This window comes from Sagittula sp. MA-2, assembly GCF_030126985.1.
Taxonomy (GTDB): Bacteria; Pseudomonadota; Alphaproteobacteria; order Rhodobacterales; family Rhodobacteraceae; genus Sagittula.
The window spans coordinates 1,600,434-1,625,723 of the sequence record NZ_CP126145.1 but is presented as its reverse complement, the minus strand read 5'-3'; the positions used below and the strand labels follow the sequence as shown (position 1 = coordinate 1,625,723).

Annotated in this window: 24 protein-coding genes; 9 read left to right on the top strand and 15 right to left on the bottom strand. The window is 66.5% G+C overall.

Annotated features, from left to right (window positions below; translation table 11 throughout):
- Positions 1-24: 24 nt before the first annotated feature.
- Positions 25-1,212, top strand: coding sequence for a peptidoglycan DD-metalloendopeptidase family protein (locus QNI11_RS08150; protein ID WP_100927016.1), 1,188 nt, complete (start codon positions 25-27; stop codon positions 1,210-1,212).
- Between the two features lie 182 nt (positions 1,213-1,394).
- Here the strand turns inward: QNI11_RS08150 and QNI11_RS08145 are convergent, their stop codons facing one another.
- Genes QNI11_RS08145 through QNI11_RS08130 form a run of 4 tightly spaced genes read right to left on the bottom strand, consistent with a single transcriptional unit; the run spans position 1,395 to position 3,899 of the window.
- The gene (locus QNI11_RS08145; RefSeq protein WP_283983028.1) at positions 1,395-2,234 is read right to left on the bottom strand and encodes an ATP-binding protein; all 840 of its coding nucleotides are present in this window, start codon (positions 2,232-2,234) and stop codon (positions 1,395-1,397) included.
- Positions 2,227-3,177 (bottom strand): twin-arginine translocase subunit TatC, encoded by a 951-nt coding sequence (gene tatC, locus QNI11_RS08140; protein ID WP_100927018.1) that lies wholly within the window; start codon positions 3,175-3,177, stop codon positions 2,227-2,229. The genes QNI11_RS08145 and tatC overlap by 8 nt, the downstream gene beginning before the upstream one ends.
- The gene (gene tatB, locus QNI11_RS08135) at positions 3,174-3,641 is read right to left on the bottom strand and encodes a Sec-independent protein translocase protein TatB (protein WP_283983025.1); all 468 of its coding nucleotides are present in this window, start codon (positions 3,639-3,641) and stop codon (positions 3,174-3,176) included. The genes tatC and tatB overlap by 4 nt, the downstream gene beginning before the upstream one ends.
- Before the next feature lie 6 nt (positions 3,642-3,647).
- On the bottom strand, positions 3,648-3,899 hold the full coding sequence (locus QNI11_RS08130; RefSeq protein ID WP_100927020.1) for a twin-arginine translocase TatA/TatE family subunit: 252 nt from the start codon (positions 3,897-3,899) through the stop codon (positions 3,648-3,650).
- Positions 3,900-4,140: 241 nt separating this feature from the next.
- Here QNI11_RS08130 and QNI11_RS08125 point away from each other — a divergent pair, with 241 nt between their 5' ends.
- A complete protein-coding gene (locus tag QNI11_RS08125; RefSeq protein ID WP_283983024.1) occupies positions 4,141-4,800 on the top strand; it encodes a YafY family protein in 660 nt (219 codons plus the stop codon).
- Positions 4,801-5,046: 246 nt separating this feature from the next.
- Here QNI11_RS08125 and QNI11_RS08120 read toward each other — a convergent pair whose 3' ends face one another.
- From QNI11_RS08120 to QNI11_RS08105, 4 genes are all read right to left on the bottom strand, one after another.
- Positions 5,047-5,937, bottom strand: a complete 891-nt coding sequence (locus QNI11_RS08120; protein WP_283983023.1) for a fructose bisphosphate aldolase — start codon at positions 5,935-5,937, stop codon at positions 5,047-5,049.
- 234 nt (positions 5,938-6,171) lie between these two features.
- The gene (locus QNI11_RS08115; RefSeq protein WP_283983022.1) at positions 6,172-7,533 is read right to left on the bottom strand and encodes a cytochrome P450; all 1,362 of its coding nucleotides are present in this window, start codon (positions 7,531-7,533) and stop codon (positions 6,172-6,174) included.
- Positions 7,530-8,765, bottom strand: a complete 1,236-nt coding sequence (locus QNI11_RS08110) for a hypothetical protein (protein ID WP_283983021.1) — start codon at positions 8,763-8,765, stop codon at positions 7,530-7,532. The genes QNI11_RS08115 and QNI11_RS08110 overlap by 4 nt, the downstream gene beginning before the upstream one ends.
- An 89-nt stretch (positions 8,766-8,854) precedes the next feature.
- Positions 8,855-9,601: a cytochrome c biogenesis CcdA family protein gene (locus QNI11_RS08105; protein WP_283983020.1), complete on the bottom strand. Its 747-nt coding sequence runs from the start codon at positions 9,599-9,601 to the stop codon at positions 8,855-8,857.
- 139 nt (positions 9,602-9,740) lie between these two features.
- Here QNI11_RS08105 and QNI11_RS08100 point away from each other — a divergent pair, with 139 nt between their 5' ends.
- A complete protein-coding gene (locus QNI11_RS08100; protein ID WP_283983019.1) occupies positions 9,741-9,962 on the top strand; it encodes a sulfurtransferase TusA family protein in 222 nt (73 codons plus the stop codon).
- A 113-nt stretch (positions 9,963-10,075) separates the two neighbouring features.
- On the opposite strand, the gene QNI11_RS08095 is transcribed toward QNI11_RS08100, so the two are convergent.
- Both QNI11_RS08095 and QNI11_RS08090 read right to left on the bottom strand, forming a co-directional pair.
- Positions 10,076-13,216: a ribonuclease E/G gene (locus QNI11_RS08095; protein WP_283983018.1), complete on the bottom strand. Its 3,141-nt coding sequence runs from the start codon at positions 13,214-13,216 to the stop codon at positions 10,076-10,078.
- A 730-nt stretch (positions 13,217-13,946) separates the two neighbouring features.
- Positions 13,947-15,062: an anhydro-N-acetylmuramic acid kinase gene (locus QNI11_RS08090; RefSeq protein ID WP_283983017.1), complete on the bottom strand. Its 1,116-nt coding sequence runs from the start codon at positions 15,060-15,062 to the stop codon at positions 13,947-13,949.
- Positions 15,063-15,125: 63 nt separating this feature from the next.
- On the opposite strand from QNI11_RS08090, the gene tyrS reads away from it, so the two are divergent.
- Positions 15,126-16,379, top strand: coding sequence for a tyrosine--tRNA ligase (gene tyrS / locus QNI11_RS08085; protein WP_283983016.1), 1,254 nt, complete (start codon positions 15,126-15,128; stop codon positions 16,377-16,379).
- Positions 16,380-17,155: 776 nt separating this feature from the next.
- Positions 17,156-17,986 carry a GNAT family N-acetyltransferase gene (locus tag QNI11_RS08080; RefSeq protein ID WP_283983489.1) on the top strand — a complete coding sequence of 277 codons (831 nt, stop codon included), beginning with the start codon at positions 17,156-17,158 and terminating at the stop codon, positions 17,984-17,986.
- Between the two features lie 9 nt (positions 17,987-17,995).
- Here QNI11_RS08080 and QNI11_RS08075 read toward each other — a convergent pair whose 3' ends face one another.
- The 3 genes from QNI11_RS08075 to QNI11_RS08065 form a co-directional block, all read right to left on the bottom strand.
- Complete coding sequence (locus QNI11_RS08075) at positions 17,996-18,970, bottom strand: DUF3179 domain-containing protein (RefSeq protein WP_283983015.1); 975 nt, start codon at positions 18,968-18,970, stop codon at positions 17,996-17,998.
- Between the two features lie 130 nt (positions 18,971-19,100).
- The gene (locus QNI11_RS08070) at positions 19,101-19,664 is read right to left on the bottom strand and encodes a peptidylprolyl isomerase (RefSeq protein ID WP_100927031.1); all 564 of its coding nucleotides are present in this window, start codon (positions 19,662-19,664) and stop codon (positions 19,101-19,103) included.
- Positions 19,654-20,163, bottom strand: coding sequence for a peptidylprolyl isomerase (locus tag QNI11_RS08065; RefSeq protein ID WP_283983014.1), 510 nt, complete (start codon positions 20,161-20,163; stop codon positions 19,654-19,656). Before QNI11_RS08065 ends, QNI11_RS08070 begins: the two co-directional genes overlap by 11 nt.
- Positions 20,164-20,298: 135 nt before the next feature.
- Here QNI11_RS08065 and pgk point away from each other — a divergent pair, with 135 nt between their 5' ends.
- Positions 20,299-21,513 carry a phosphoglycerate kinase gene (gene pgk, locus QNI11_RS08060; protein ID WP_283983013.1) on the top strand — a complete coding sequence of 405 codons (1,215 nt, stop codon included), beginning with the start codon at positions 20,299-20,301 and terminating at the stop codon, positions 21,511-21,513.
- A 5-nt stretch (positions 21,514-21,518) separates the two neighbouring features.
- On the opposite strand, the gene QNI11_RS08055 is transcribed toward pgk, so the two are convergent.
- Positions 21,519-22,556, bottom strand: a complete 1,038-nt coding sequence (locus tag QNI11_RS08055) for an alpha/beta hydrolase (protein WP_283983012.1) — start codon at positions 22,554-22,556, stop codon at positions 21,519-21,521.
- Positions 22,557-22,735: 179 nt separating this feature from the next.
- Between QNI11_RS08055 and QNI11_RS08050 the strand changes: the two genes are divergently transcribed.
- Positions 22,736-23,038 (top strand): septum formation initiator family protein, encoded by a 303-nt coding sequence (locus QNI11_RS08050; RefSeq protein WP_100927034.1) that lies wholly within the window; start codon positions 22,736-22,738, stop codon positions 23,036-23,038.
- Between the two features lie 11 nt (positions 23,039-23,049).
- Here QNI11_RS08050 and QNI11_RS08045 read toward each other — a convergent pair whose 3' ends face one another.
- On the bottom strand, positions 23,050-23,442 hold the full coding sequence (locus QNI11_RS08045; protein ID WP_283983011.1) for a hypothetical protein: 393 nt from the start codon (positions 23,440-23,442) through the stop codon (positions 23,050-23,052).
- 233 nt (positions 23,443-23,675) lie between these two features.
- On the opposite strand from QNI11_RS08045, the gene pdhA reads away from it, so the two are divergent.
- Together pdhA and QNI11_RS08035 are read left to right on the top strand one after the other, a co-directional pair.
- Positions 23,676-24,698, top strand: coding sequence for a pyruvate dehydrogenase (acetyl-transferring) E1 component subunit alpha (pdhA, locus tag QNI11_RS08040; protein ID WP_283983010.1), 1,023 nt, complete (start codon positions 23,676-23,678; stop codon positions 24,696-24,698).
- Positions 24,695-25,285 carry a hypothetical protein gene (locus tag QNI11_RS08035; RefSeq protein WP_283983009.1) on the top strand — a complete coding sequence of 197 codons (591 nt, stop codon included), beginning with the start codon at positions 24,695-24,697 and terminating at the stop codon, positions 25,283-25,285. The genes pdhA and QNI11_RS08035 overlap by 4 nt, the downstream gene beginning before the upstream one ends.
- Positions 25,286-25,290: the final 5 nt, after the last annotated feature.

Here is a 25,290-nt window from a genome sequence, read left to right as displayed (position 1 = left end):
GGCGCATGAGACGAGGACATCGAGATGACGCTGACCCGCACCCTTCCCGCGTTTGCCCTGCTGGCCCTTGGCGCCGCCTGTTCCAACGGGCTGGACGTCGACATGCGCGGCCGCATCGGCGGGCCGGTGGACACCTCCACCGCCGCGGCCTCTGCCACGGCAGATCGGCCTGCCCCCGACGATCGCGGCGTGATCTCCTACCCGAGTTACCAGGTCGTCGTGGCGCGGCGCAACGACACCGTGGCGCAGGTCGCCGAACGGGTCGGCCTGCCCGCGCAGGAGCTCGCCCGCTACAACGGTCTCCAGACCGGCGACACGCTGCGCCGGGGCGAGATCATCGCCCTGCCGAGCCGCGTGGCCGAGCCGTCGCCCGCCACCGGCGGCCTGCAGCCCGCAGGTCAGGTGGACGTGACGACGCTGGCCGGCGCCGCCATCGACCGCGCCTCTCCGACCACGCCGCGGGGCACGACCACCGGCGGCGGAGCAGAACCGATCCGTCACCAGGTGGCACGGGGCGAAACCGCCTTTACCATCGCCCGGCTCTACCAGGTCAGCCCGCGCAGCCTTGCGGAGTGGAACGCGCTCGACAAGGACTTCACCGTCCGCGAGGGCCAGTACCTGCTGATCCCCGTTGTCGACCAGACGGAGGTCGCAGCCGCCACGACCGTCACCACCGTGCCGGGCAGCGGCTCTCCCACCCCTACACCCCCGTCCTCGACGACGCCTCTGCCGTCTGTGGACGTGACACCCATCGAGCCCGCGACCCCGCCCGCATCCAGCGGCACCTCCACGGCAGCCGCCCCCGCGCCGAAGCCGCCCGCCGCCGACATCGGCCAGCAGGCGGCGAAACCGGCGTCCAGTTCGGCCCAGATGGTCATGCCGGTCTCCGGCTCGATCATCCGCGAATATTCCAAGGGCAAGAACGAGGGCATCGACATCTCCGCCTCTGCCGGCCAGCCGGTGAAGGCCGCCGCCGCCGGGTCGGTCGCGTCAATCTCGAACACCACCGAAGGCGTGAAGCTGCTGCTGATCCGTCACCCGGGCGACCTGATCACCGTCTACACCCATGTGGACGACATCTCGGTCAAGAAGGGCGACGCGGTGAGCAAGGGCCAGACGATTGCGCGCGTCGGCTCCGGATCGCCGTCGTTCCTGCACTTCGAGGTCCGCAAGGGCTTCGACAGCACGGACCCGATGGCCTACCTGAAATAAGGTTCAGCGGGGAACGTCATGGGCCCGAGCGCCGGTGCGTTCCCCTGTCCCTCGCATCAGCCAAAACAGGCGCGCGGCATCGTTTCGCGCGCCTCTCTCTGTCCGCTGACAGCAACTGTCCCGATATGTGATTGAGGAACGACCCCGGCCAGCCGCCGGGGTCTATGGCCGGACCCAGCCGCTCAGCTCAGCGCAACGCCCTTGCGGCCCGCGAGATCGGTGAAGAACTGCCACGCCACCCGGCCGGAGCGCGAGCCGCGAGTCGCCTGCCACTCGATCGCCTCGGCGCGCAGCGTCTCGTCGTCGATGGTGACGCCGTAGCTGTCGCAATACCCCCGGATCATCGCCAGGTACTCGTCCTGCGAACAGGGATGGAAGCCCAGCCACAGCCCGAAGCGGTCCGACAGGGACACCTTCTCCTCCACCGCCTCCGAGGGGTTGATGGAGGAGGAGCGCTCGTTCTCGATCATGTCCCGGGGCATCAGGTGCCGCCGGTTCGACGTCGCATAAAGCACCACGTTGTCCGGACGGCCCGAAACGCCGCCGTCCAGCACCGCCTTCAGGCTTTTGTAGTGCTGGTCGTCATGGCTGAACGACAGGTCGTCGCAGAATAGCACGAACCGGCAAGGCGCGTGGCGCAGCAGTTCCAGAAGGCGCCCGACAGACGGCAGGTCCTCGCGCTGAAGCTCGACCAGCTTCAGGTCGTGCCCCTCGGCGCGGACGGCGGCATGCACCGCCTTCACCACCGACGACTTGCCCATGCCCCGCGCGCCCCAAAGGAGCGCGTTGTTGGCCGGCAGGCCGCGGGCGAACTGCAAGGTGTTCTTCAGCAGCGTGTCGCGCGCCCGGTCGATCCCGATCAACAGCGACAGGTCCACCCGGCTGACCTTGTCGACCGGCTGCAGGTGGTCCGGTTCCGTTTCCCAGACAAAGGCTTCGGCGGTGTCGAAATCGGGGGCCGGGATCGGCGCCGGGGCCAGTCGCTCCAGCGCCGCTGCAATGCGTTCAAGGGGGTCAGTCACGGGCCTTCTCGTCCTCGTCGAATTCCTTCATGAGGGGGTCTTCCTCGCCGTTCTCGTCCTCGAACCACAGGCCCTGTGCCCGCAGCTCCTTCTCGCGGCGCTTCTCGACGCGGGCAACAAGGAAGATCGAGACCTCGTAAAGCCCGTAGACCACGGTGAAGAGGATCAGCTGGGTGACGACATCCGGCGGCGTGACAACGGCGGCCAGGATCAGGATCGCCACCATCGCGTATTTCCGGACGGAGCCGAGGCCCTGCGCCGATACCAGCCCCGCCTTGCCCATCAGCGTCAGCAGCACCGGCAACTGGAAGCAGAGGCCGAAGGCCATGATGAACACGAGGCTGGTCTGCAGGCTCTCGTTCACCTTGCCGAAAAAGGTGATGCGCAGCCCCTCTGAGGTCGTCGGCACCACCGCCGTCGCATCCACATCGACAGAGCCGGACAGCAGGTTGGCAAAGACCGACGGCGCGTCGGTGAAGCCAAGGAAGAAGGCCATGGCCAGCGGCGTCACCACGAAGTGCGCAAAGGACGCGCCCAGCAGGAACATCACCGGCGAGGCGACGATGAACGGCAGGAAGGCGTTCTTCTCGGACCGGTACAGCCCGGGCGCCACGAAGCGCCACATCTGGTAGGCGATCACCGGGAAGGCCAGCGCGAAGCCAAAGACCATGCCGATGCGGAACAGCACGAACAGGTATTCCTGCGGGCTGGTGTATTGCAGCGTCGGCGAAGGATCCCCCAGCGCGCGCAGCGAGCTTTCGATGGGCACCAGCAGGAACTGCAGGACGTGCTCGGCAAGGAACTCGCCGCCGATCGGGATGAACATCACGCAGATTCCGAGGAACAGCGCGATGATCGACCGGATCAGCCGCGTCCGCAGCTCGGCCAGATGCTCGATCAGCGGGGCAGAGCTGTCCTCAAGCTCGTCTTCGGTGCGGCTCATGCCTTGTCACTCTCGTCGGTCGCGGGCGCCTTGGGCTCTTCGGCCAGCGCCTTCTCCATTTCCTCGGCCTTGCGCGCGGCCTCTTCCGCTTCCCGCTTCTTGCGGTCGGCGGCGGCGCGGGCGGCGTTGGCCTCGATCTTCTTGCGGGCCTCGTCGCGTTCCTTGGCAAGCTTGCCGGTCTCGCTGTCGGGCTTGAAGTCGGTCATCGACCTGGCTGCGTCCTTCACCCCGTCCATGGCGCTGTTCACCGGGTTCGTGGCGGTGCGGATGGTCTTCTGGATGTCCTTCACCCCCGCCTCGTCGGCGGCCTCGTTCATGGCGCGGCTGAACTCGCGCGCCATGCCGCGCGCCTTGCCCATGAACCGGCCGACGTTGCGGAACAGCACCGGCAGGTCCTTCGGACCGACGACGATCAGCGCAACGATGCCGATGACCAGAAGCTCGGCGAACCCGAGATCGAACATGGCGGCTTACACCTTGTCCTTGTCTTCGGTGGAAGAGTGCGTGGAGGAGGCCGGTGCAGAAGCCGGGGTCACGTCACGTGCCTCTTCGCTCTTCTGGTCTTCCAGCTCTTGGCCGCCTTCGCTCACGCCCTTCTTGAAGGCGGTGATGCCCTTGCCGACCTCGCCCATAAGCGAAGAGATCTTGCCGCGGCCAAACAGCACCAGCACCACAACCGCGATCAGCAGAAGGCCCGGCAGGCCGATGTTCCCGATACCCATTGGTCTTGCTCCGTCATTGTTCCTGCAAAACGGTCGCAGAACCCGCGACCCGGATTAGTCCGAAGCTATCTAAAGACGTTTGGAGCGCGCGGAAAGCGCCAAACCGCCGCGCCCGGGCACTGTGTGTGTCATGAGGTTGTCAGTTGTCAGGATTTTGTCAGTATGGGGGTCGTCCCGCCGCCCGTTTCGCCCGAAAGACAGGGCGCGCACAGCCCGAAAGACGCCCGATGAGTCGCCCCGAATGAACCGCAAGGACCGCCTTTACGCCCTGACCCAGCGCCTGCGCGACGGGCGCCTGCACACCGCCGAGGCGATGGCGCAGGACCTTGGCGTGTCTGTGCGCACGATCTATCGCGACATGGAAACCCTCGCCGCCTCTGGCGTGCCGGTGGAGGGCGCGCGCGGCTATGGATACACGGTGCAGGCGGCGATCACCCTGCCGCCGCTCAACCTGACAGAGGGGGAGCTGGAGGCGCTGCACCTGGCCCTTGCCGCCCTTGGGGCCTCGCCGCTGACGGAACAGGCCAGCGCCGCCCGCACTCTCGCCGCCAAGATCGACGCGGTCCTGCCCGAGGACAGCGACAGCCGCGCCGCGCCCTTCGGCTTTGCCACCGACGCCTTCGCCGAAGCCGCCCGCGGCTTTGCCCACATGCCGGCGATCCGCGCCGCGATCCGGGCACGGCAGAAGCTGCGCGTCACGCTGAACGGCGTTGGACACGACCTGCGCCCGCTGCACCTCGATTACTTCGGCAGGATCTGGACCTGCGTCGCGTGGTCCGAGACCACCGGCGACTTCCTAAGCTTCCGCATCGACCGGATCGAGGACCTGCGCCCCCTGCCCTCGCTCTTCGTGGGCGAACCCGGCCGGACGCTTGCCGACTGGCGCGCGCGGCAGGGCTGAGGGCTGCCACGACGACTACATGGCTGCGACGATGCAAAGCCGCGGCGCACCTGTCCCGGTTCGGATCGTCTGGTCCGTCGAGGCACGACCGCCGGTCCCGACCCTCGGCTGGAACGAATGTGTCCGTCCAGACCCGCAATTCGATTGCCCATCCCGCACTGACCGCCCCACACGCCCACGCAACGAAAAACCCCGCGCCAGCCGATGCTCGCGCGGGGTCCGGGCAGACCGTGAAAGGATCGGGCGTCAGATCGACGCCTGGTAGATCTTGTCGATGTTCGACCCGAGCGCCGCGTTGAACTCCTCGTCGGACTGCTGCTTGAACAGCCCCTCTGCCAGCGCCCGGCTGAACGACGCGATCATCTTCGGCTGCTTGGCCAGCTTCTCGCAGGCCTCGTCCGTGGAATATCCGCCGGACAGCGCCACCACACGGATCACGCGCGGGTGCTCGGCCAGCCGGTCATAAAGCCCCACCTCGGTCGGGATCGACAGCTTCAGCATGACGTCCTGCCCGTCCTCGAGGGTGTCGAGGTGGCGGGCGATCTCGTCCTTCAGCATGGCCTCGGCCTCTGCCTTGGTGGACGACTTGATGTTGACCTCGGGCTCGAGGATCGGCACCAGCCCGCAGGACAGCACGGTACGGGCGACCTCGAACTGCTGAGCAACGACCGCCGCGATGCCCTCGGCATTGGCCTCGTGGATGACCGAGCGTTCCTTAGTGCCGAACACGCCGAACCCCTCGGCGTCCTTCAGCAGATCTTCCAGGCCCGGGATCGGCTTCATCAGCTGCACGCCGTTGGCCTCGTCCTCAAGGCCCTTGTCGATCTTCAGGAAGGGCACGATACCGTTGTCTTCCCACAGCACCTGGCTCACCGGCTTGCCGTCGATGGTGCCGCGCATGGTGCGTTCGAACAGGATCGCGCCGATGACCTTGTCAGAGGTGAAATCCGGCGCCTTGATGATGCGCGTGCGCATGGCGTGGATCTCGTCGAACATGGCGCGCTCGCCGTCGTACATGTCCTCGGTCACGCCATAGAGCTTCAGCGCCTTCGGCGTCGAGCCACCCGACTGGTCGAGCGCCGCAATGAAGCCCTTCCCCTCGGCCATCTGCGCCTTCATCTTCGCGAAATCTGCCATCACCCTCTCCCGGCTGAAATTCAATCGCCCAACGCTTAACGCGGGTTTCCGGGCAAACCTAGAGGCATCGGAAACTGTTAACGCTAAATGTGGCAGGCTGCGCATCCGGGCCGCGACGATCGGCCAGAGGATGCCCAGCCTTTGGCGGATTTCATGGCAGGACGGCAAGGCTCACGCGCCCTGCCACCCTTCCGTGCAGGCGCCCCGGTGGCAGAACCGCCGGACGGGAAAGGGTCACCGCCTGTCGAACCGCAGCCAGATGCCGTCGCGCGCCCGCACCGTCAGGTGCGCCTCCGGCACCGGATCGCGCCCCTCGACGCGCGACACCTTCAGGTCGCGCAGCAGCAGCGACAGAAGCAGCGGCCCCTCCACCATGGCAAACCCCGCCCCGGTGCAGACCCTTGGCCCGGCCGAAAACGGGATGAAGGCGTCGCGCCCGCAGGCCCGGCCGTTCTCCGTCTGCCAGCGCCCCGGGTCGAAGGCATCAGGCCGCTCCCAAAGCCGTTCGTGCCGGTGCAGGTGCCAGGGCGACAGCACCACCTGCGACCCCTTGGGCACGTCGCGGTTGCGGAACCGTTCCGGGCAGGTCGTTTCGCGCACCATCATCGGCACCGGCGGATAAAGGCGCAGCGTCTCGCGGAACACGTCGCGCGACACCCGCATCCGCCCGATCTCGGCAAAGTCGCCGGTCTGCAGCCCCTGCGCCTCCTCGGCCACCCGCTCCTGCCACTCGGGGTAAAGCGCCATCAGGTACAGCGCCCAGCCGAGCGCAGAGGCCGAGGTCTCATGCCCCGCAAGGAAGAAGATCGCCACCTGATCGACCATTTCGGAGGCAGTGAAGGTTTCTCCGGTCTGCGGGTCGCGAGTGGTCATGATCTTGGTGGCGAGGTCGTCGGGTGCTGTGCCTGCCGCGATCTCGGCGGCGCGCGCCTCCGTCAGCCGGGCGATCAGGCCGCGGATGCGCCGGGCCGCGGCCTTCGTGTCGCGCCGGAAGAACCGCGGCACCCAGCGCGGCACCGGGATGAAGGCGGCCAGGTTCAGGATCGGCTGGGTGCGCTGGTAGGCGCGGAACTCGTGGAACACAGCCGAGGCGGTCTCATCCTCGATGGGGATGGAAAAGAGCGTGCGGAAGATCACGTCGGCGGCGGCGTGGCTGGTCTGTTCCTCGATCTCGACCACGTCGCCCGCGCGGGCGGTCAGCCGCGCCAGCGCCGCCTGTGCCGCGTCCCACATCGCCGGATAGGTTTCCCTCAGCCGACCGCCTTCGAAGGCCGGGTCGATGATCCGCCGCTGCCGCTGCCATTGCGCGCCGTTGGTCAGGAACACCGACTCCCCCAGCAGCGGGCGCAGCCCCTCGCCGATGCGGTCGGACTTCGGAAAGTCCATCGGCCGTTCCTTCAGCACCTCGGTGACCAGTTCGGGCTGATTGATCAGGTAAGACCGGAAGAACGGCGTCCGGAATTCCGCCATCCACGCGCGATAGAGCTTCGCCGGTTGGGCCGAAAGGATGTCCTGCCGGAACAGTTTCACATACCGCCTGAGCGACACCTTGTCGGGCCGCGCCGCTGGTTTCGGCGGCACCCTGTCGTCCGTCATGCCGCCATGCTCGTGTACTTGGAAACCGCCCGGTCGATCCGGCTGGCCGAGGGCGGACGTCCGGCATAGCGCGCCGCAAGGCTGAGCGGTCCGGCAGTGATCTGGAAATAGTCGTAGTCGAGCGGCCGGTCGAAGGCGCAGAGGTACTGGAAATGCAGGCGGAAGAACTTCCACCGCAGTTCCTTCCAGCGTTCGGGGCTGAGCGACCGGGTGAACTGGGCCGAGAAGACCAGCGGCCAGCGCTTGCCCTCCGGGGCCACGCCCGAGACGCTGACCGGATCGCAGAGCGCAAAGGCGCAGCCGTCCCCCGGCGCGGTGACATCGACCCAGGTCAGCTCGTCGCGCGCCGAGAGGTAGTGCAGGTCGGCCCGCAGCCGGTCGGCACCCCGCAGGAAGGACACCATGGGCACCACCTGCCCGAGGCTCAGGAACCCGAGCTTCGGACCGTTCGCCGGAACCCGCCCCGACCGGATCAGGTCAGCGAGGATCGAGACGGCCAGATGCGCACCGGAGGAATGGCCGACAACCAGCACCTCGTCATGGTCCTCTGCCAGCGCGCCGGCGATGATCTTGGCGAACTCCGCCATGCGCGCCTCGAGCTCCAGCGGGTTGGCGCCCCGGTAGCGGGCCGAATAGGCGTAGTCGTGCATCAGGTAGTAAGCGAACAACTTGCCGTCCTTGGACCGGAACCAGCGCAGCACCATCACCCCGGGCACGAGGCCGACGATGGTCCCGGCCAGCGCGCCCCAGGGTCCGGCGAAACTGCCGGCCCAGCCGCACAGCCAGACCGCCAGCAGCGCCACCAGCGCCTGCACAAGCAGCGCGCCGATGGGATAGAGCGCGGCGATCACCGGCCCTTTCCTCAGCCGCATCAGCCGGAACAGCGCGCCCGTGGCGATGTATTCCCACGCGGTGCGCACAAGCTGGCCGTAGGTCGCGGGGATGGAGTTCGACATGCTGTCGCGCACGATATCGGACCAGACCAGCACCTCCACGTCCGCGGCGACCGGTATGCCGTCTATCGTCGCCTCGACATGCCAGCCATAGGGGCCGCCGGTGCGCTTCGGCTTCAGGCCGATCTCGTAGCCGGAGATCTCCGCCTGCGCGGCGCCCTCCTTGCGGTAGAGCTCGCGGTAGCGGCGCGGATGAATGGGATCGTAGCCCGGGATGTAGAACACCCGGCGCGTCCTGACGTCCCCGTCGCGGCTCTGGTCGCGGTCCTGCTGTGCCATGCGCAATCTCTCCTGTCAGGCAGGATAACCGCGGTTTCAGGCAACAGTAAGGCGTGGCGAGGGGCGATTTCGCCGCAAGGTGCCGCGCGTCACCCCAGCGTCGCGAGCCCGGGGAAAGTTTCGAGCAACCAGAAGGAGAAGGCCGAGAACGCCCCGGTCAGGAGTGCCACGCCCACCACGATCAGCAGGACGCCCATGACCTTCTCGATCATGGCCATGTGCCGCTTCATCCGGTTCATCAGCCCCACGGCGCGGCCAAGGAAGATCGCCGCCAGCAGGAAGGGAATGCCCAGCCCCGCCGCGTAGACCGCCAGCAGGACCGTGCCGCGCGCCACCGAGGTCTCCGTCGCGGCCAGCGACAGGATCGCGCCCAGTTGCGGGCCGATGCAGGGCGTCCAGCCAAATGCAAAGGCCAGCCCGAGGATATAGGCCCCGAAGGCCGATCCGCCCTCGCCGCCCTCCATGCGCATTTCCCGGTCGAGGAACCCGATCCGGAAGACGCCCAGGAAATGCAAGCCGAAGACGATGACCACCGCCCCCGCGATCCGCCCCAAGAGCACCTGGTTCGTCAGAAAGAACGACCCCAGCCACGACGCAGTGAATCCCAGAAGCACGAAGATCGTCGACAGTCCCAACACGAAGAACAGCGCCGCCAATGCGACCTTGCCGCGCTTGCGGCCCTCCTGCATCTCGTTCAGCGACAGGCCCGACATGAAGGCCAGGTACGGCGGCACGATGGGCAGCACGCAGGGGCTGAGGAAGGACACCAGCCCCGCCAGAAGCGCCACGAACATGGCGGGCATCAGGGATGCGTCGATGAGATCGATTCCGAACATGTTCCCGGACATATGGCAAAGCGCGCATGGCGTCACGCCGGGGTTGCTCACATCCCCGTGGACGCATCGTCACAGACGGCCCGCACCCCCTTCAAGCAAGCCCCTTCAAGAGCGGCGGCAAAGGCGCTACGACACGGGCATGACCCAGACACTCGACGCCACCGGACTGCTCTGCCCCCTGCCCGTCCTCAAGCTGCGCAAGCGGCTGCAGGCGCTGGCGGCCGGGGAGACCATCACCCTGATCACCGACGATCCGGCCGCGGTGATCGACGTGCCCCACTTCTGCGCCGAATCCGGCAACGTGCTGGACAGCCAGTCAGAGGACGGCGCGACCATGACATGGATCGTCCGCAAGGTCTGACCTTCGCCCGCCGCGAAACGCAAGGCCACGTGACGTCCCAAACCGCCGGGCACGCATGAAAAAACCGCCGCGTCTGCACGCGGCGGTTTTTCTGTTCACGGGATGGGCGGGCCTCAGCGGCCCAGCGACCACCAGCCGCGCTTTTTCTTCTTCGGCTCGTCGTCGTCGCCCGCGGTCTCGCCGACCGTTTCCGGTTCGGGCTGCGGTGCGGCTTCGGGCTCTGCCTCGGCGGTGGGCTCTTCGACCGGCTCCGCGTTGACCGCGGCCTCTGCCGAGCCACCGACCGGCGACCCCACAACCTGCGCGATCACATCAGATGCCTTGACCCGGGTTCGGGCGCGCTTCGGCTTCTCGTCCTCGGACACGGCCTCCGGCGCTGCGGCGGGCTGCGGCTCCGCCGGCTTTTCGGGCGCCTCGGCTGCGGCCTCTTCCGGAGCCGTCTCGGCAACCGGCTCGGCCGTCTGCTCGGCGGTTGCCGGGGCCTCGGGTGCGGCTTCTGCCTCCACCGGGGCCGGAGCATTGGCCGTCATGGCCACCGCTTCGGCAGGCGCATCGCCGTTGGCGTCACCCTCGGAAGACGCCTCGACCGGCTCCTTCGGCTTGGACGTCCGGCTGCGCGAACGGGAGCGGGACCGCGAGCGGCTCGAGCTCTTCTTGCCGCTGTCCTGACCGTCCTCGTCACTGCCGCCGGTGTCGCCACCCTCGGCCGCGTCGCTGTCGTCGTCACCTCTGTCCGTATCGCCGGAGCCATTGTCCGACTCACCGTCGTTCGACCCGTTGTCGTCCTGATCGTCACGCGACTGGTCGCCGTCCTTGGACTTCGACCGCCGACGCCGACGACGGCGCTTCTTCTTCGGCTTGTCGTCGCTGCCCTGATCGTTGCCATTGTCGTCGCCGGAGGACTGCTCCTCCATCTCCTCGACATCTGCCTCGATCTCCTCGGCTTCCGCCGCCTCGTCGATGGCATCCATGATCGAGGTGTCGACGGACACCACCGGCGCGGTCGCTTCCGGTACGGAGCGGGTCGCCGTCTTGAACTTCTCCATCGAGAAGTCGGGCGCGATCAGATGCGGGTCGCCCTCGATGCGCACTGCCATGCCGTACCGCGCCTCGATCATGGCGACGTGCTCGCGCTTCTGGTTCATGAGGTAGTTGGCGATGCCCACCGGGCACTTCACCAGCACTTCGCGCGACCGGCGCCGCACGCCCTCTTCCTCGATCTGGCGCAGGATCTGCAGCGCCATGTTGTCGTCGGAACGGATCAGGCCGGTGCCGTGGCAGGCCGAACAGGGTTGCGTGGTCGCCTCGATCATGCCCGGACGCAGACGCTGACGCGACATTTCGAGCAGGCCGAAGCCCGAGATCCGGCCCACCTGGATGCGGGCGCGGTCGGTCTTCAGCTTGTCCTTCAGCTTCTTCTCGACGGCGGCGTTGTTCTTGCGCTCGTCCATGTCGATGAAGTCGATGACGATGAGGCCGGCGAGGTCACGCAGACGCAGCTGGCGCGCCACCTCTTCGGCGGCCTCCAGGTTGGTCTTGACCGCGGTCTCCTCGATGGAGCCTTCCTTGGTCGCCCGGCCGGAGTTCACGTCGATGGCCACCAGCGCCTCGGTCACGCCGATGACGATGTAGCCGCCCGACTTGAGCTGGACCACCGGGTTGAACATGCCGCCCAGGTAGGATTCGACCTGGTAGCGCGCAAAAAGCGGCATCTGGTCGGTGTAGTTCTTCACGTTCTTGGCGTGGGACGGCATGATCATCTTCATGAAGTCCTTGGCCACGCGGTAGCCGCGCTCGCCTTCCACCAGAACCTCGTCGATCTCGCGGCTGTAGAGGTCGCGGATCGAACGTTTGATCAGGTCGCCTTCCTCGTAGATCTTCGCCGGTGCGATCGACTTCAGCGTCAGTTCGCGGATCTGCTCCCACAGGCGCTGGAGGTATTCGTAGTCGCGCTTGATCTCGGTCTTGGTGCGCTTGGCGCCCGCGGTCCGGATGATCAGGCCCGCCCCCTTGGGCACGTCGATCTCGTTGGCGATGGCCTTCAGTTTCGAGCGGTCGGTGGCGTTGGTGATCTTGCGGGAAATGCCGCCGCCCCGGGCGGTGTTCGGCATCAGCACGCAGTAACGGCCCGCAAGCGACAGGTAGGTCGTCAGCGCCGCACCCTTGTTGCCGCGCTCTTCCTTGACCACCTGCACCAGCATGATCTGCCGGACCTTGATGACTTCCTGGATCTTGTAACGGCGGGCCCGCGGCTTGCGCACCGGACGGATGTCCTCGTGCGTGTCGTCGTCGGCCACGGATTCGATGGACTCGTCGCGCGAAGCCGCGTCGTCACCCATGTCCTCGTCGTCGTCATCCTCGTCGTCGCTCTCGCCCGGCTCGCCGGTCACGATCAGCGCGTCGTCGCGCGAATCCGCTGCCATCGGGCGCTGCGACCCGTTGGTGTCGTCCTCGTCTTCGGAGGTCTCCTGCTCCGCTTCCGGCACTTCCGTGGTGTCGTTGGCCTGTTCGGCCGGTGCTTCCGACGCCTGTGCGTCTTCCGCAGGCGTATCCGTGGTTTCGGATGCGGTTTCCGGTGCGGCCTCGGCCGGCGTCTCTGCCACCGGGTCCTCTGCCGTTTCCTGAACGGGGGCCGGTTCGGTCATCACGAACTGCGGCAGGTCCGCCTCCGCCGAAGCGGTCGCATTGGTCTCTGCACCGTCGGATTCCACCGAATCGACCGGCTCGCCCACGGGCGCTTCGGTCACGGTCTCCATCGGCGAAAGGCCCTCGCCCGGGGCGCCGGCTTCTGCCACCGCCTCGTTCTCGGACGCGTCTTCCTCGGACCCGAGGTCGATGGTCTCCATCCCCGAAGGTTCCTTCGGCGATTTCGAGTCGGACCGCGTGGACGGCTTCGACGACTTCTTGCGCGACCGCGACCGCGAAGACTTCTTCGGCTTGTCCTCTTCTTCATCGGCGGCGGCGGCCAGTGCGGCCTCCTCCTCCATCAGCGCCTGACGGTCGGCCACCGGGATCTGGTAGTAATCCGGGTGGATCTCCGAGAACGCGAGGAACCCGTGACGGTTGCCGCCGTAATCGACGAAGGCCGCCTGCAGCGACGGTTCGACCCGCGTGACTTTCGCGAGGTAGATGTTGCCTGCTAGCTGACGCTTGTTTTCCGATTCAAAGTCGAACTCCTCGACCTTGTTTCCGTCCACCACCACGACTCGGGTCTCTTCCGCGTGGGTGGCATCGATGAGCATTTTCTTTGCCATGTAATCCGTGTGCACGCGCGCAGCCCCCATGAACCGGCCCTTTGACCGGGAGGCGCAAGGAAGCGTGGGGCGTGTCTTGTCTGGGCGAATAGTGACGGCCGGTCGCATGGCTCAAAGGCGGCGTTTCCGCTCCTGCCCATGTGCCTGTCTTGCGTCGCGCGCGTCATCGCGGTTCTTCTCCGACGTCATGGCACGCATTCCGAGCCCGACGCCCATTCATGAAACCCGTCGCGTCGCTCGCTCTACGGGTTCGGTTCATCGGCCTCCGGCATGCGACGGGTATCCCCCGCCAGCGCCCCTCGGGCCCAATCGGTCTGCATCGGGCGCGTCTCTCGCAACTCCCGACACAGCGAAACTGTCCGGCTCCGCGCACTGCGCGAAAGCCTGCCTGATAACATAAGGCCACGTGACCACAAATGACAATGCTGAAAACGCCCGGATGACGCGCTGTTGCGTGGCGTCCTGCAGGGTTTTCCACAACATCAATGGTTTGTTCACAAAACAAGCATTCGAAAATCACGATCCGGCCGGTTCGATACCTCCAATCGGCCGGTTCACCGGTAACGGGTTCAGTCTAAAGGTGAATATCTGGTTAACGCCTTGTGGCGCACGCAGCCCGCAGCCCCATCATGCAGTGCCGGGGTTAACGGCGCACGCCGTATTGACGCAACGCCCGGCCGCTTAACTGAACAGACGTTCACGCAACGGGGCGCACGCCGCGCAACACCGCTCAGGCCACGCTTTCGGAGCGGCGCTCGGGGCGCGAGATCTGGCCGCCGCCCACCGGCGCCGCCACCCCCGTCGTGCTTGGCGCCGAAGTCGGCAGGCCGCGCGCCACCCGCACCGCCAGCCATGCAAATGCCTGCGCCTCCAGCATGTCGCCGTCGAGGCCCGCGTCCTCCACCGGCACCACCGGACAGTCGAGGCCCACGCGCAGCATCTCCATCATCACCGGGTTCCTGCGCCCGCCGCCGGTCACCAGGACCCGGTCGGGCGGTGTCGGGGAATGTTCCATCCCGACCATCACCGCGGTCGCCGCCATGCCGGTCATGGTGGCGGCGGCATCGGCGTCGCCCAGTTCCCGCACCAGATCGAGCATCACGGAAAAATCGTCGCGGTCCAATGACTTCGGAGGCATTCTTCGGAAGAAGCCTTCATCGAGGAACAGCTCCAGCGCGCCTTCCTCCACCCGGCCCTGCTGCGCCAGCGCGCCGCCTTCGTCGAAGGCCAGCCCGCGCCGCTCGGTCATCAGGTCGTTCAGCGGCGCGTTGGCAGGCCCGGTGTCGAACGCCAGAAGCGCGCCGGGCGCCTCGGGCTTCGCGGCGGCGGGGTCGACCCAGGTCAGGTTGCCCACCCCGCCGAGATTGAGGAAACACAAGGGCTTCTCCGCCCCGATCCACTTCGCGCAGGCCCAGTGGAAGAACGGCGCCAGCGGCGCGCCCTCGCCCCCCAGCGCCACGTCCGCCGACCGGAAATCCCAGACCACCGGCACGCCCAAGGCGTCCGCCAGCGCCGCGCCGTCGCCCAGCTGGTGCGTGCCCCGACCGCGCGGCTCATGCGCCAGCGTCTGGCCGTGGAAGCCCACCACGTCGATCCCCTCGAACTGTGACAGAACCTCGCGGTGCGCGCCCAGCACGATCTCCGAGGCGGCCTCAAGGTCCGCCCCCGGCCACTTGCCGAGCGCCGCGCGCAGGATCTTCTGCTCCGCCTCCGAATAGGGGCGATAGGCGCTGTCGCCGAACTCGAAGATCGTCACCCCGTCGGTCACCACGACAGCCGCATCGACGCCGTCCAGCGACGTTCCCGACATCGCCCCCAGCGCTTTGACCGGCCCGGTTCTCATCATGCTCTTTTCCTCACGCCCCGCGGCCCTTATACGGACCTGCGGATAATATACAGAAGGCCGGCCATGACCTACCATCCCAAATCGGATTTCATGCGCGTCATGATGGAGCGCGGCTACCTTGCCGACTGCACCGATTACCAGGCGCTCGACGACAAGCTGTCGCACGGGGTGGTGACCGCCTATATCGGCTACGACGCCACGGCGCAGTCGCTGCACGTCGGCCACCTGCTCAACATCATGATGCTGCGCTGGCTGCAGAAGACCGGCCACCGGCCGATCACCCTGATGGGTGGCGGCACGACGAAAGTGGGCGACCCCTCCTTCCGGTCGGACGAACGCCCCCTGCTCGGCCCCGAGCAGATCGACGCCAACATCGACGGCATGAAGCAGGTCTTCGCCAAGTACCTCAGCTACGGCGACGGTCCCACCGATGCGCTCATGCTGAACAACGCCGAATGGCTGGACGACCTGAACTACCTCGATTTCCTGCGCGACATCGGGCGGCATTTCTCGGTCAACCGGATGCTGTCGTTCGAAAGCGTGAAGTCGCGGCTCGACCGGGAGCAGTCCCTGTCGTTCCTCGAATTCAACTACATGATCCTGCAGGCCTACGACTTCCTCGAGTTGAACCGCCGCTACGACTGCCTGTTGCAGATGGGCGGATCGGATCAGTGGGGCAACATCGTCAACGGCATCGACCTGACGCGCCGGGTGCTGGATCACGAGATCTACGGCCTGACCTCGCCGCTGCTGACCACGTCGGACGGCAAGAAGATGGGCAAGAGCCAGGGCGGCGCCATGTGGCTGAATGCCGACATGCTCTCCCCCTACGAGTTCTGGCAGTTCTGGCGGAACAGCACCGACGCTGACGTGGGCCGGTTCCTGAAACTCTACACCGAGCTGCCGGTAGAGGAATGCGAGCGTCTGGGCGGCCTTGCCGGGTCGGAGATCAACGAGGGCAAGATCATCCTCGCCAACGAGGTCACCCGGCTGTGCCACGGTGCAGAGGCCGCCGCCACGGCAGAGGCCACAGCGCGCGAGGTCTTCGAGAAGGGCGGCGTGGGCGACGATCTTCCGACGCTGGAGCTGACCTCCGACGAGATCGGCGATGGCATCTCCGTCATCCAGCTGATCGTCCGCTCGGGGCTGGTGAAGTCCGGCAAGGAGGCCAAGCGTCTGATCGCCGAGAACGGCGCACGTCTGGACGATGCGCCGCTGACCGACGCGGGCCTGATGCTGGACCGGGGCGCCCTGTCCTCACCGATCAAGCTGAGCGCGGGCAAGAAGCGCCACGCGCTGGTCAAGCTGGCGGACTGAACGGCGGTTTCCGTCGGATGTTGCGACGCGCGGCACTGCCGCGCGTCTTTTCTTTTGTGAATTGCCATGCGCGAGCCCCTAGACCCGAGGTCGCTCCCTTGCCCGCGCCCAAGCAAGGCTCGTCGCGAACAGACCTCCGCGCCATGACCGCCGGTCTGACGTGTTCTTTCAACGATATGGCCTCGGGACTGCGCGCCAAGACATCGGATCGAACCCGGCAACGCACCACTTCACGGTGTGATGTACGCAGGGAACTGAACGCCCTCCTGTGCAGATTGCCCCAGGTACGCAGCCACGCCCCAACTTCGAATACGGAACGCACAACGGCCCGACACACAATCGCGCATAGCACCCTCACTTGCTGGGCCAAGTCACGCTGTACCGCCCGGCCTCCTCCCCGACATGGTCAAGCCGCGCTGTGACCCGTTCGCCCTACGCGCCCGGGTTACATGCCTTTTCGTGCCGCCGGTCCGCGCCCCGCACCGCTAAGCTAGGCGCGGCGCTTCATCCCGTGCGCCTTCCCCCTCTCAGAACACCGCCTGCAGGACGATCAGCAAAACGAAGGGTATCGAAAGCACGCAGGCCACCAACAGCGCCGCCCCGGCGGTCGGACGGGGCCGGGTCAGCGCAATCGATTCGGATCGGGGCGCCGCACGGCGCAAAGGCTGTCTGTTCATGCAGCCATTAAGCCATTCGAAAGTTTTGATCCCGTTAATACCCCCATGCTCCGCCTCCCCCTCCCCCAAACCCCCCAATTCGCGCGCGCCTGTGCCCGCATGGGGGTGCAGACGCGACTCTGCAAACGCGAGGCGCGGGCGGGTGTGCGCCTGCTCTGGCAGGTTCAGTCGCGGGTCATCCGGCCCTTCGGGCGTGTCGACCTCGTGTCGCGCGGACCGGTGGCGGAGGATCCGGGCGAACTCTGTGACTGGGTCACGCGCTGGCCGCACTGGCACGATGGCCGACCCCTCCTGCTGAACGCCGACGGCATCCCGCCAAGCATTCTGCGCGACGGCGGGTTCTGGCCGCTGATGACGCCGGCGACCATCGCGCTGCTGCCGCTCGCCACGCCACCAACCCTGCGCGCCAGCCTGAGACAGAAGTGGCGCAATCGCCTCAACCGGGCGCAGCGGGAGGAGATCGAGGTGCGCCACACCGACCTGACACCGGACCACTGGCTCCTTGGCGCCGAGGCGCGGCATGCGAAGACTAAGGGCTACAAGGGCCTGCCGCCCGCCTTCTGCGCGATCTACGCCGCCGCCAACCCCGGGGAGGCCGTGGTCTACGAAGCCCGGCACAAGGGCCGGCCTGTCGCCGCCGCTCTGATCCTGCGACACGGGCGCATGGCGACCTGGCAGATCGGGCACAGCACGGGGGAAGGTCGCCGCCTGAACGCCATGAACCTCGTGCTGTGGGAGGCGGCGACGGATTGCTGGCGGCGGGGTCATGACATGCTCGACCTCGGGTTACTCAATGCGCAGGACGCCCCGGGGCTGACACGTTTCAAGCTGGGCCTCGGCGCGACCGCCCACCGGCTTGGCGGCACATGGGTCCACCTGCCCTGCCTCGCGCCCGTGGCCCGCGTCCTGCCTCTTGCCTTTTGTTCCTGATGCAGACCGTCAGTTCGCGCCGAGCATCCAGCGCCCCTCGGGCCAGAAGGCATGGAACGCGAAAGCGAACATCACGTCATGCGGCAGGTCCCGGCCCGCTGTATCCGTCACCCGCACCGCCCCCACATCCCGCCCGTCCGCGATCCGGTCGGCATCGAGCGCGGAGTTCACGCCGGATTGCCAGAGGATACGCACGCCGTCCTCTGTCACGTCCGCTTCCCGCGCCAGCCTGTCCATCGGCCAGGCGCGGTCGCCCACGCGGATCACCCGCATCAGCGGTGCAATGCCGTGCGGGGGCATCTCGCCGGAGTAGAGGAACGGCCGCTTCGACGTATCGTAGTTGCGGTAGGGATTGCGGCCGTAGGGGCGCTGCCACTCCGGCTCGGCCATCACCAGCCCATCGGGATTGCGCTGCACGAAGGTTCCGAAACTCTCCATCCACGACGCGACGGGTTTCAGCCGTGTGCCGGTCATGTCCCCGACGATGCCCGTACCCACCGCCTGCTGCCACCAGCTTTGCGTTTCGCGGTCGTACATGATCATGTCGGAGTTGCGCAGCTTGCCCGAGACGCCGAAGGTCAGGACCCGGCCGTCCACGCGCCGGTCGAATGTCAGGGCAGAGTTGCAGAGCGGGCAGAAGGTCACCGCGACGGGCACCCCGCCGATGCTGTCGTTGACGATCTCGTGCCACGTCAGGTAGCGGATCGGATAGGCGCGCGGGAGTTCTCCGTCGATCTCCACCGTGATGACCGGCTCCGTGGGCGCGATGCCCTCCTTCTGCGCAACCTCGACGAACTGCGGATCGGAGAGCGCCGGGATGCCGTCCTTCGGCGGCCCACCCGAGATGACCTCCACCCAGTTGGACACGCTGGTGTTCGAGAAATCGGTGTCCGGCCATTCGTGTTTCCAGAAAGACGGATCGGCGGCGGCGCCGGTGGCGATCGCGGACCAGAGCAGCAGGCACAGACCGAAGGCGCGGCGCATGGCAAATCCCCCCTCTTTGCGCCGATTGTCCGGGCTCAGGGGGCGGCTGTCCAGTCCGCCGTGCCGGGTCATGTATGATCGGCACGATGGGCGGACAGGAAAAAGGGGCGCCGAAGCGCCCCTGATCTCGTCACTCGGTCACGGTGACCTTTGCCATGTGGTCCGGTTCCCCGTCCACGGCACCGCTGCGCGGATGTCCGCGCTTGATCGAGTCGACCACGTCCATGCCGTCCGTCACCTCGCCGACCACGGTGTACTGGCCGTTCAGGAACGGGCCCGGCTCGAACATGATGAAGAACTGCGAGTTGCCGCTGTCCGGCGACTGCGAGCGGGCCATGCCCACGACGCCGCGGTCGAACGGCAGGTCGGAGAACTCTGCCTTCAGGTCGGGACGCTCGGAGCCGCCTGTGCCGGCGCGGCGCATGTCGAAGCCGTCCTTCTCCATGTTGCCGAAGGAGACGTCGCCGGTCTGCGCCATGAAGCCGTCGATCACGCGGTGAAAGACGACACCGTCATAGGCGCCCGCTTCAGCCAGTGCGGTGATCTGCTCCACATGGCCGGGGGCCACGTCCTCGAACAGGTCGATGGTGACGGTGCCCTTGGGACCGCCCTCGCCCGCGACCTCGATCTGAAGGCCGGTGGCCAGTGCCGGAGACGCCAGAAGCGCCAGTGCAACGGTCAGGTTACGCAACATCGGCAGCCACCTTGACGGAAATCATCCGGTCCGGGTTGGCGGGCGGCTCGCCGCGCGTGATGGCGTCGACGTGCTCCATGCCTTCGATCACCTGCCCGTAGACGGTGTACTGCCCGTTGAGGAAGTCGTTGTCCTTGAAGTTGATGAAGAACTGCGAGTTGGCGGAGTTCGGGTTCTGCGACCGTGCCGCACCAAGCGACCCGCGGGCGTGCGGGATGCGCGAGAACTCTGCCGGCAGGTCAGGAAGCTCGGACCCGCCCGTGCCAGCGCGGCGCAGGTTGAAGTCCTTCTCCATGTTGCCGTTGGCCACGTCGCCGGTCTGCGCCATGAAGCCGTCGATCACGCGGTGAAAGCAGACGTTGTCATAGGCACCGGCGCGCGCCAGCTCCTTCATTCGCTCCACGTGCTTCGGGGCCACGTCGGGCATCAGCGCGATCACGACCGTGCCGCCCTTCAGTTCCATCAGGATGGTGTTTTCCGGATCCTTGATCTCGGCCATGTCGTCCACTCCTCATTCATTCTGGCCGGTGGTTTATGCCACGCCGCGCACAAAGCCAAGCAGCCGTTGACGGCGCGCGCGTCAGAGGGCAACACGGGTACGGATTGGGAACGGGATTGGGACTGGGAGAGCGACATGGCCTGGAAGACCCTCGACGACATGGATCTGGACGGCAAACGGGTGCTGACCCGCGTGGACATCAACGTCCCCGTCGAAGACGGCAAGGTGACGGACACCACCCGCATCGACCGCATCTGCGCGACGATCCAGGACATCCTGGCGCGCGGCGGCAAGCCGGTGCTGCTGGCGCATTTCGGCCGGCCCAAGGGCGAGCGGCGCGACGACATGAGCCTGCAGATGTTGATCCCCGCGATGGAGCAGGTGCTGGGTGTCGAGGTGGTCTTTGCCGCCGACTGCGTGGGTCCGGTGGCCCAGGCGGTCATCGACACGCTGGGCGAGAACCAGGTGGCGCTGCTGGAAAACACCCGCTTCCACAAGGGCGAGGAAAAGAACGACCCGGAGCTGGCCGCGCAGATGGCGGAACTGGGCGACGTCTACTGCAACGACGCCTTCTCGGCCGCGCACCGTGCGCATGCCTCCACCGAAGGTATAGCGCACCTTCTGCCCTCCTGCGCCGGGCGCCTGATGCAGGGCGAACTGCAGGCGCTGGAATCGGCGCTGAGCACGCCGGAACGCCCGGTTCTGGCGGTGGTCGGCGGTGCGAAGGTGTCGACCAAGCTGGACTTGCTGTCGAACCTTGTCGAGAAGGTCGACATGCTGGTGATCGGCGGCGGCATGGCCAACACCTTCCTCGCGGCGCAGGGCATCGACGTGGGCAAGTCGCTCTGCGAGCACGACATGACCGAAACCGCGAAGGCGATTGCCGAGAAGGCGGTGGAGACCGGCTGCGAACTGCTGCTGCCGCGCGATGTCGTCGTTGCGCGCGAGTTCAAGGAAGGCGCCGACAGCGAGGTGGTGAAGGCCGAGGATTGCCCCGCCGACGCGATGATCCTCGACGCCGGGCCCGACAGCGTGGCGCATATCAAGCAGGCCATCGACCGGGCGAAAACCCTGATCTGGAACGGCCCGCTCGGCGCCTTCGAGATCGCGCCTTTCGATGCGGCGACCAACGCGGCGGCCCGCCATGCGGCGGCGCGGTCCGAGGTTGGTCAGCTTGTGTCCGTGGCCGGTGGCGGCGACACGGTCGCGGCGTTGAACAAGGCCGGTGTCGCGTCGGATTTCTCTTATATTTCAACGGCTGGCGGGGCGTTCCTCGAGTGGATGGAAGGCAAGACCCTGCCCGGCGTCGCAGCGCTGGACCAGCGCGAAGAAGAGAAGACCGAGGACTGAACCCCTCAGAAGGCGCCTTCGATCAGTTCAGAGGCGCCCGTCGCCAGATCGCGCAGCAGGCGGATCGCCGCGGGGGCGGTAAAGGCCGTGGTGTGACCGCCCCGGTCGCCCCCCTCGATGTCGGACAGATCGACCACCTGCACCGGCAGGTTGCCCAGCCGGCCCGGGTCGGTGATCGATCCAAGCCGCGCGGGCTTGCCCGTCAGGAACGCTGACAGGTTCAGGGCCCGGTCGCGGTCGGACACCATCAGGGTGAAGGGCTGCGGAAACGGCGTGATGCGCCGCGCCTGCTGGACAAAGACGTCCTCGTCGATATCGGGACTGATAAGCGCCACGCCGGAGATATCGGCCAGCGCCCCACGGTTCCCCGAGATCGCCATCTGCCTCAGCGTCTCCATCACCAGCTGGCTGCCCATCGAATGCGCCACGAGCAGCACCTTGCGATCCCCCGGCCCGGTCAGCGCGCTCAGCAGCGTCTCCAGGTCGTCGCGCGAAAACATGACGCTGTCACGGTCATAGACATAGCCCCGCGGGTTTCCGGCGGACGGCCAGGAAAACGCGATCACCGGCACCTTGGCGTCGAAGTCCTGCGCGATCTGCGCCAGACGATAGACCGCCTCCGCGTTGTTCACGTTGTAGCCATGCACAAACACCACCACCTCGCGCGGCTGGCGGTCGCTGGCGTCGAGCGCCTGCAGGAAGGCCCGCGCATCGGCGAAGGTGCGTTGATCCGAGGCGACGAAATGGCGTTGCGGATCGGGCTCCTCGGCGCCCGGCCATTCGATGTTGCCTGTCCTGTGGCCCGGTGGGATCGAAATAAGGATAGACCCGTAGCGCATGTTCGGGTCGCGCACATCGCCGAAGTCCTGTTCGAAGATGAACTGGCTCGCATCGTCGGAACCGCTCAGCCGGTTGGAGGCGATGAAGACGCGCTGCAGATCGGTCCCCTGCCCGTCCAGCTCCGGCAGGAGCGTGATGACGCCCCGCGCGGCACATCCGGCGAGGGAAAGAATCAGCAGGCAGAGGAGCAGCGGTCTTTGCATGCGCGCACAATAGCGACCCCACTGTCACAAGCCAGAGAGGCAGCGTACTGTGCAGGAATGCAACGCTTTACCACCGATTCGCGGGCTCACGAAGGCGTGGCTTTTACTGATTCGGCCAGCATGACAGATTGGCCGGCAAGGCATCCCCCGAGAGATGTTTCCGAGGCAGACAAGAGATCATGACACCCCGTCGTTCACGCCCCTCCCTTGGCGTCCCCGTGTTCTTCGCGGTGACCCTCAGCCTGTCGGCCTATTTCACCTTTGCCGCCGTGCAAGGGGACTTCGGCCTGTTCCGCCGCGCGGAAATCGTGGTCGAGGGCCAGAAGCTGGAACAGGAGCTTGCCGCCGTGCAGGCGGAGGTCCTCCAGATGGAGAACCTCACGGAGCGGCTGTCCGACGACTATCTCGACCTCGACCTGCTCGACCAGCAGGCCCGCGATGTGCTGGGCCTGGTGCGGTCTGACGAAATCGTGGTGAACTGAGCCACCCGGTTTCAGACCGGCGGCTCGAACACTCCGTCCTCGTCCAGCATGTCCATGGCCTCGTCGAAGGACATGTTGCCAAGGGTGAGGTTGTTCTCCACGGCCCATGCGTCCCCGGCGCGCACCCGGAATTCGGCGCCGGTCTCCGTGTCAACGACAAGGATCGGCCAGCTCTGGTCGCTCATGGCGTGATCGTCGGCGACATACAGCACTGCTTCATCCGGGAAGGCTTCGAACAGGGCGTCGGTATCGGCGCCGTCGTGCCGCTCGTCCTCCACGCGTGAGAAGTTGGCGGTGTACCCCATTTCGCCCTCGGCCATCGCGGCCTCCAGCAAGGCCTCCCACGAGGTTTCGTCGCTGAAATCGGTGCGGATCAGCTTCGGCGCGTCGTCATCGTCTTCCATTGGTAACAGTTCCTATCGTTAACGGTCGCTGTCGAAAGTGCCTGCAGGATCGCCCTGTCCGGTCCATTCCTGCGCCAACGTCCGACGGCAGCATCCCGTTGCGCGCTTATGAAGATTTCCTGCGACGAATAGTGCGCGAAATATTGTTGCGCGGGCTTTACGGGCCCGCAAAGCCGCGCTACGCTTCCTTCCAAGACTGTTTAACGCTAAACTATTCCTGGGGAGGAGACGCGATGGCCACGCGCAAGGCGGCTGCAAAGCCCAATGTCTCGGCCGACGACCTGAAGGCCTGGTATCGCGACATGCTGCTAATCCGGCGCTTCGAGGAGAAGGCGGGCCAGCTTTACGGCATGGGACTGATCGGCGGTTTCTGCCACCTCTACATCGGACAGGAGGCGGTGGTCGTCGGACTGGAAGCCGCTGCCGAAGAGGGCGACAAGCGTATCACCTCCTACCGCGACCACGGCCACATGCTGGCCTGCGGCATGGATCCCAAGGGCGTCATGGCCGAACTGACCGGGCGCGAGGGCGGCTATTCCCGGGGCAAGGGCGGCTCCATGCACATGTTCAGCCGCGAAAAGCACTTCTACGGCGGCCACGGCATCGTCGGCGCGCAGGTGCCGCTGGGCGCGGGTCTTGCGTTTTCGGACAAGTATCGGGGCAACGACCGCGTGACCTTCACCTATTTCGGGGACGGCGCCGCGAACCAGGGCCAGGTCTACGAGACCTTCAACATGGCCGCCCTTTGGAAGCTGCCGGTGATCTTCGTGATCGAGAACAACCAGTATGCCATGGGAACGGCGCAGGCGCGTTCGACGTCCACGCCCGATCTGCACACCCGGGGCGAGGCCTTCGGCATTCCCGGAGAGATCGTCGACGGGATGGATGTCTCGGCGGTCAAGGATGCGGGCGACAAGGCGGTGAAGCACTGCCGGTCCGGCAAGGGGCCTTACATCCTCGAGGTGAAGACCTACCGCTATCGCGGGCACTCCATGTCCGACCCGGCAAAGTACCGGACGCGCGAGGAAGTCCAGAAGATGCGCGAGGAGCGCGATCCCATCGAACATGTCCGCGAGATGCTGCTGCAGGGCAAGCACGCGACGGAGGACGACCTGAAGGCCATCGACAAGGAGATCAAGGCCGTGGTGACGGAGGCTGCGGATTTCTCCCGCGAGAGCCCGGAACCCGCGGTCGATGAGCTCTGGACCGACATCTACGCCCAATCCGTGCCGCAGAAACAGGAGGGCGCGGCATGAAGGCGTTCGTCGTCGCTGCGGCGCTGACCACCCTGCCCCTTGCGGCACTGGCGCAGACCACGGTCACCAACAAGGACACGGGCGAGACCATCGTGATCGACGGCCCGCCGCTGGAGGCGCCGCTGGCGGTCAACCTTTTCCGCTACCTGAACCAGGGCGAGGAGGATGCGCCCTTCCGCACGAAGTTCGAGCACCTCGACACCTGCCTCTACCGGATGACGCTGATCCAGAAGCTGGACCCGGAGACGGTGCGCACCACGGTGACCACGTTCAACGTGCGGGACCTGTCGATGGACGGTTACCAGGAGGCGGTCTACGCCCCCGACGTGGCCAGCCTGATCCTGCCGTTCTCGGATGGGGTGGACGTGAGCGCCGACATCACGCTGGACGGGCCGGACAACGACACCCGCAAGGCTTACCGGGACGCTATCGAGATGACCTGCACCGACACGCGCTGCGAAGGCCGGATGCCGACCGAGCAAGTACACCTGACAATCCTCACCCCCACCGCCGAAAACGATGTCGGGTTCGCCAACATGTCGATGGGGGCGCTGATGAACGCCTGTCGGCCGCAAGAGCAGGAGTGACACGG

Excerpts from the sequence above, each read along its gene's own strand:
- QNI11_RS08095 (WP_283983018.1), bottom strand. The coding sequence starts at position 13,216 with ATGGCAAAGAAAATGCTCATCGATGCCACCCACGCGGAAGAGACCCGA.
- QNI11_RS08070 (WP_100927031.1), bottom strand. The coding sequence starts at position 19,664 with ATGTTGCGTAACCTGACCGTTGCACTGGCGCTTCTGGCGTCTCCGGCA.
- QNI11_RS08120 (WP_283983023.1), bottom strand. The coding sequence starts at position 5,937 with ATGGCAGATTTCGCGAAGATGAAGGCGCAGATGGCCGAGGGGAAGGGC.
- tyrS (WP_283983016.1), top strand. The coding sequence starts at position 15,126 with ATGACCTACCATCCCAAATCGGATTTCATGCGCGTCATGATGGAGCGC.
- QNI11_RS08055 (WP_283983012.1), bottom strand. The coding sequence starts at position 22,556 with ATGCAAAGACCGCTGCTCCTCTGCCTGCTGATTCTTTCCCTCGCCGGA.
- QNI11_RS08050 (WP_100927034.1), top strand. The coding sequence starts at position 22,736 with ATGACACCCCGTCGTTCACGCCCCTCCCTTGGCGTCCCCGTGTTCTTC.
- QNI11_RS08035 (WP_283983009.1), top strand. The coding sequence starts at position 24,695 with ATGAAGGCGTTCGTCGTCGCTGCGGCGCTGACCACCCTGCCCCTTGCG.
- QNI11_RS08045 (WP_283983011.1), bottom strand. The coding sequence starts at position 23,442 with ATGGAAGACGATGACGACGCGCCGAAGCTGATCCGCACCGATTTCAGC.
- tatC (WP_100927018.1), bottom strand. The coding sequence starts at position 3,177 with ATGAGCCGCACCGAAGACGAGCTTGAGGACAGCTCTGCCCCGCTGATC.
- QNI11_RS08150 (WP_100927016.1), top strand. The coding sequence starts at position 25 with ATGACGCTGACCCGCACCCTTCCCGCGTTTGCCCTGCTGGCCCTTGGC.
- pgk (WP_283983013.1), top strand. The coding sequence starts at position 20,299 with ATGGCCTGGAAGACCCTCGACGACATGGATCTGGACGGCAAACGGGTG.
- QNI11_RS08130 (WP_100927020.1), bottom strand. The coding sequence starts at position 3,899 with ATGGGTATCGGGAACATCGGCCTGCCGGGCCTTCTGCTGATCGCGGTT.
- QNI11_RS08065 (WP_283983014.1), bottom strand. The coding sequence starts at position 20,163 with ATGGCCGAGATCAAGGATCCGGAAAACACCATCCTGATGGAACTGAAG.
- tatB (WP_283983025.1), bottom strand. The coding sequence starts at position 3,641 with ATGTTCGATCTCGGGTTCGCCGAGCTTCTGGTCATCGGCATCGTTGCG.
- QNI11_RS08080 (WP_283983489.1), top strand. The coding sequence starts at position 17,156 with ATGGGGGTGCAGACGCGACTCTGCAAACGCGAGGCGCGGGCGGGTGTG.
- QNI11_RS08075 (WP_283983015.1), bottom strand. The coding sequence starts at position 18,970 with ATGCGCCGCGCCTTCGGTCTGTGCCTGCTGCTCTGGTCCGCGATCGCC.
- QNI11_RS08115 (WP_283983022.1), bottom strand. The coding sequence starts at position 7,533 with ATGACGGACGACAGGGTGCCGCCGAAACCAGCGGCGCGGCCCGACAAG.
- QNI11_RS08110 (WP_283983021.1), bottom strand. The coding sequence starts at position 8,765 with ATGGCACAGCAGGACCGCGACCAGAGCCGCGACGGGGACGTCAGGACG.
- pdhA (WP_283983010.1), top strand. The coding sequence starts at position 23,676 with ATGGCCACGCGCAAGGCGGCTGCAAAGCCCAATGTCTCGGCCGACGAC.
- QNI11_RS08100 (WP_283983019.1), top strand. The coding sequence starts at position 9,741 with ATGACCCAGACACTCGACGCCACCGGACTGCTCTGCCCCCTGCCCGTC.
- QNI11_RS08105 (WP_283983020.1), bottom strand. The coding sequence starts at position 9,601 with ATGTTCGGAATCGATCTCATCGACGCATCCCTGATGCCCGCCATGTTC.
- QNI11_RS08090 (WP_283983017.1), bottom strand. The coding sequence starts at position 15,062 with ATGATGAGAACCGGGCCGGTCAAAGCGCTGGGGGCGATGTCGGGAACG.
- QNI11_RS08125 (WP_283983024.1), top strand. The coding sequence starts at position 4,141 with ATGAACCGCAAGGACCGCCTTTACGCCCTGACCCAGCGCCTGCGCGAC.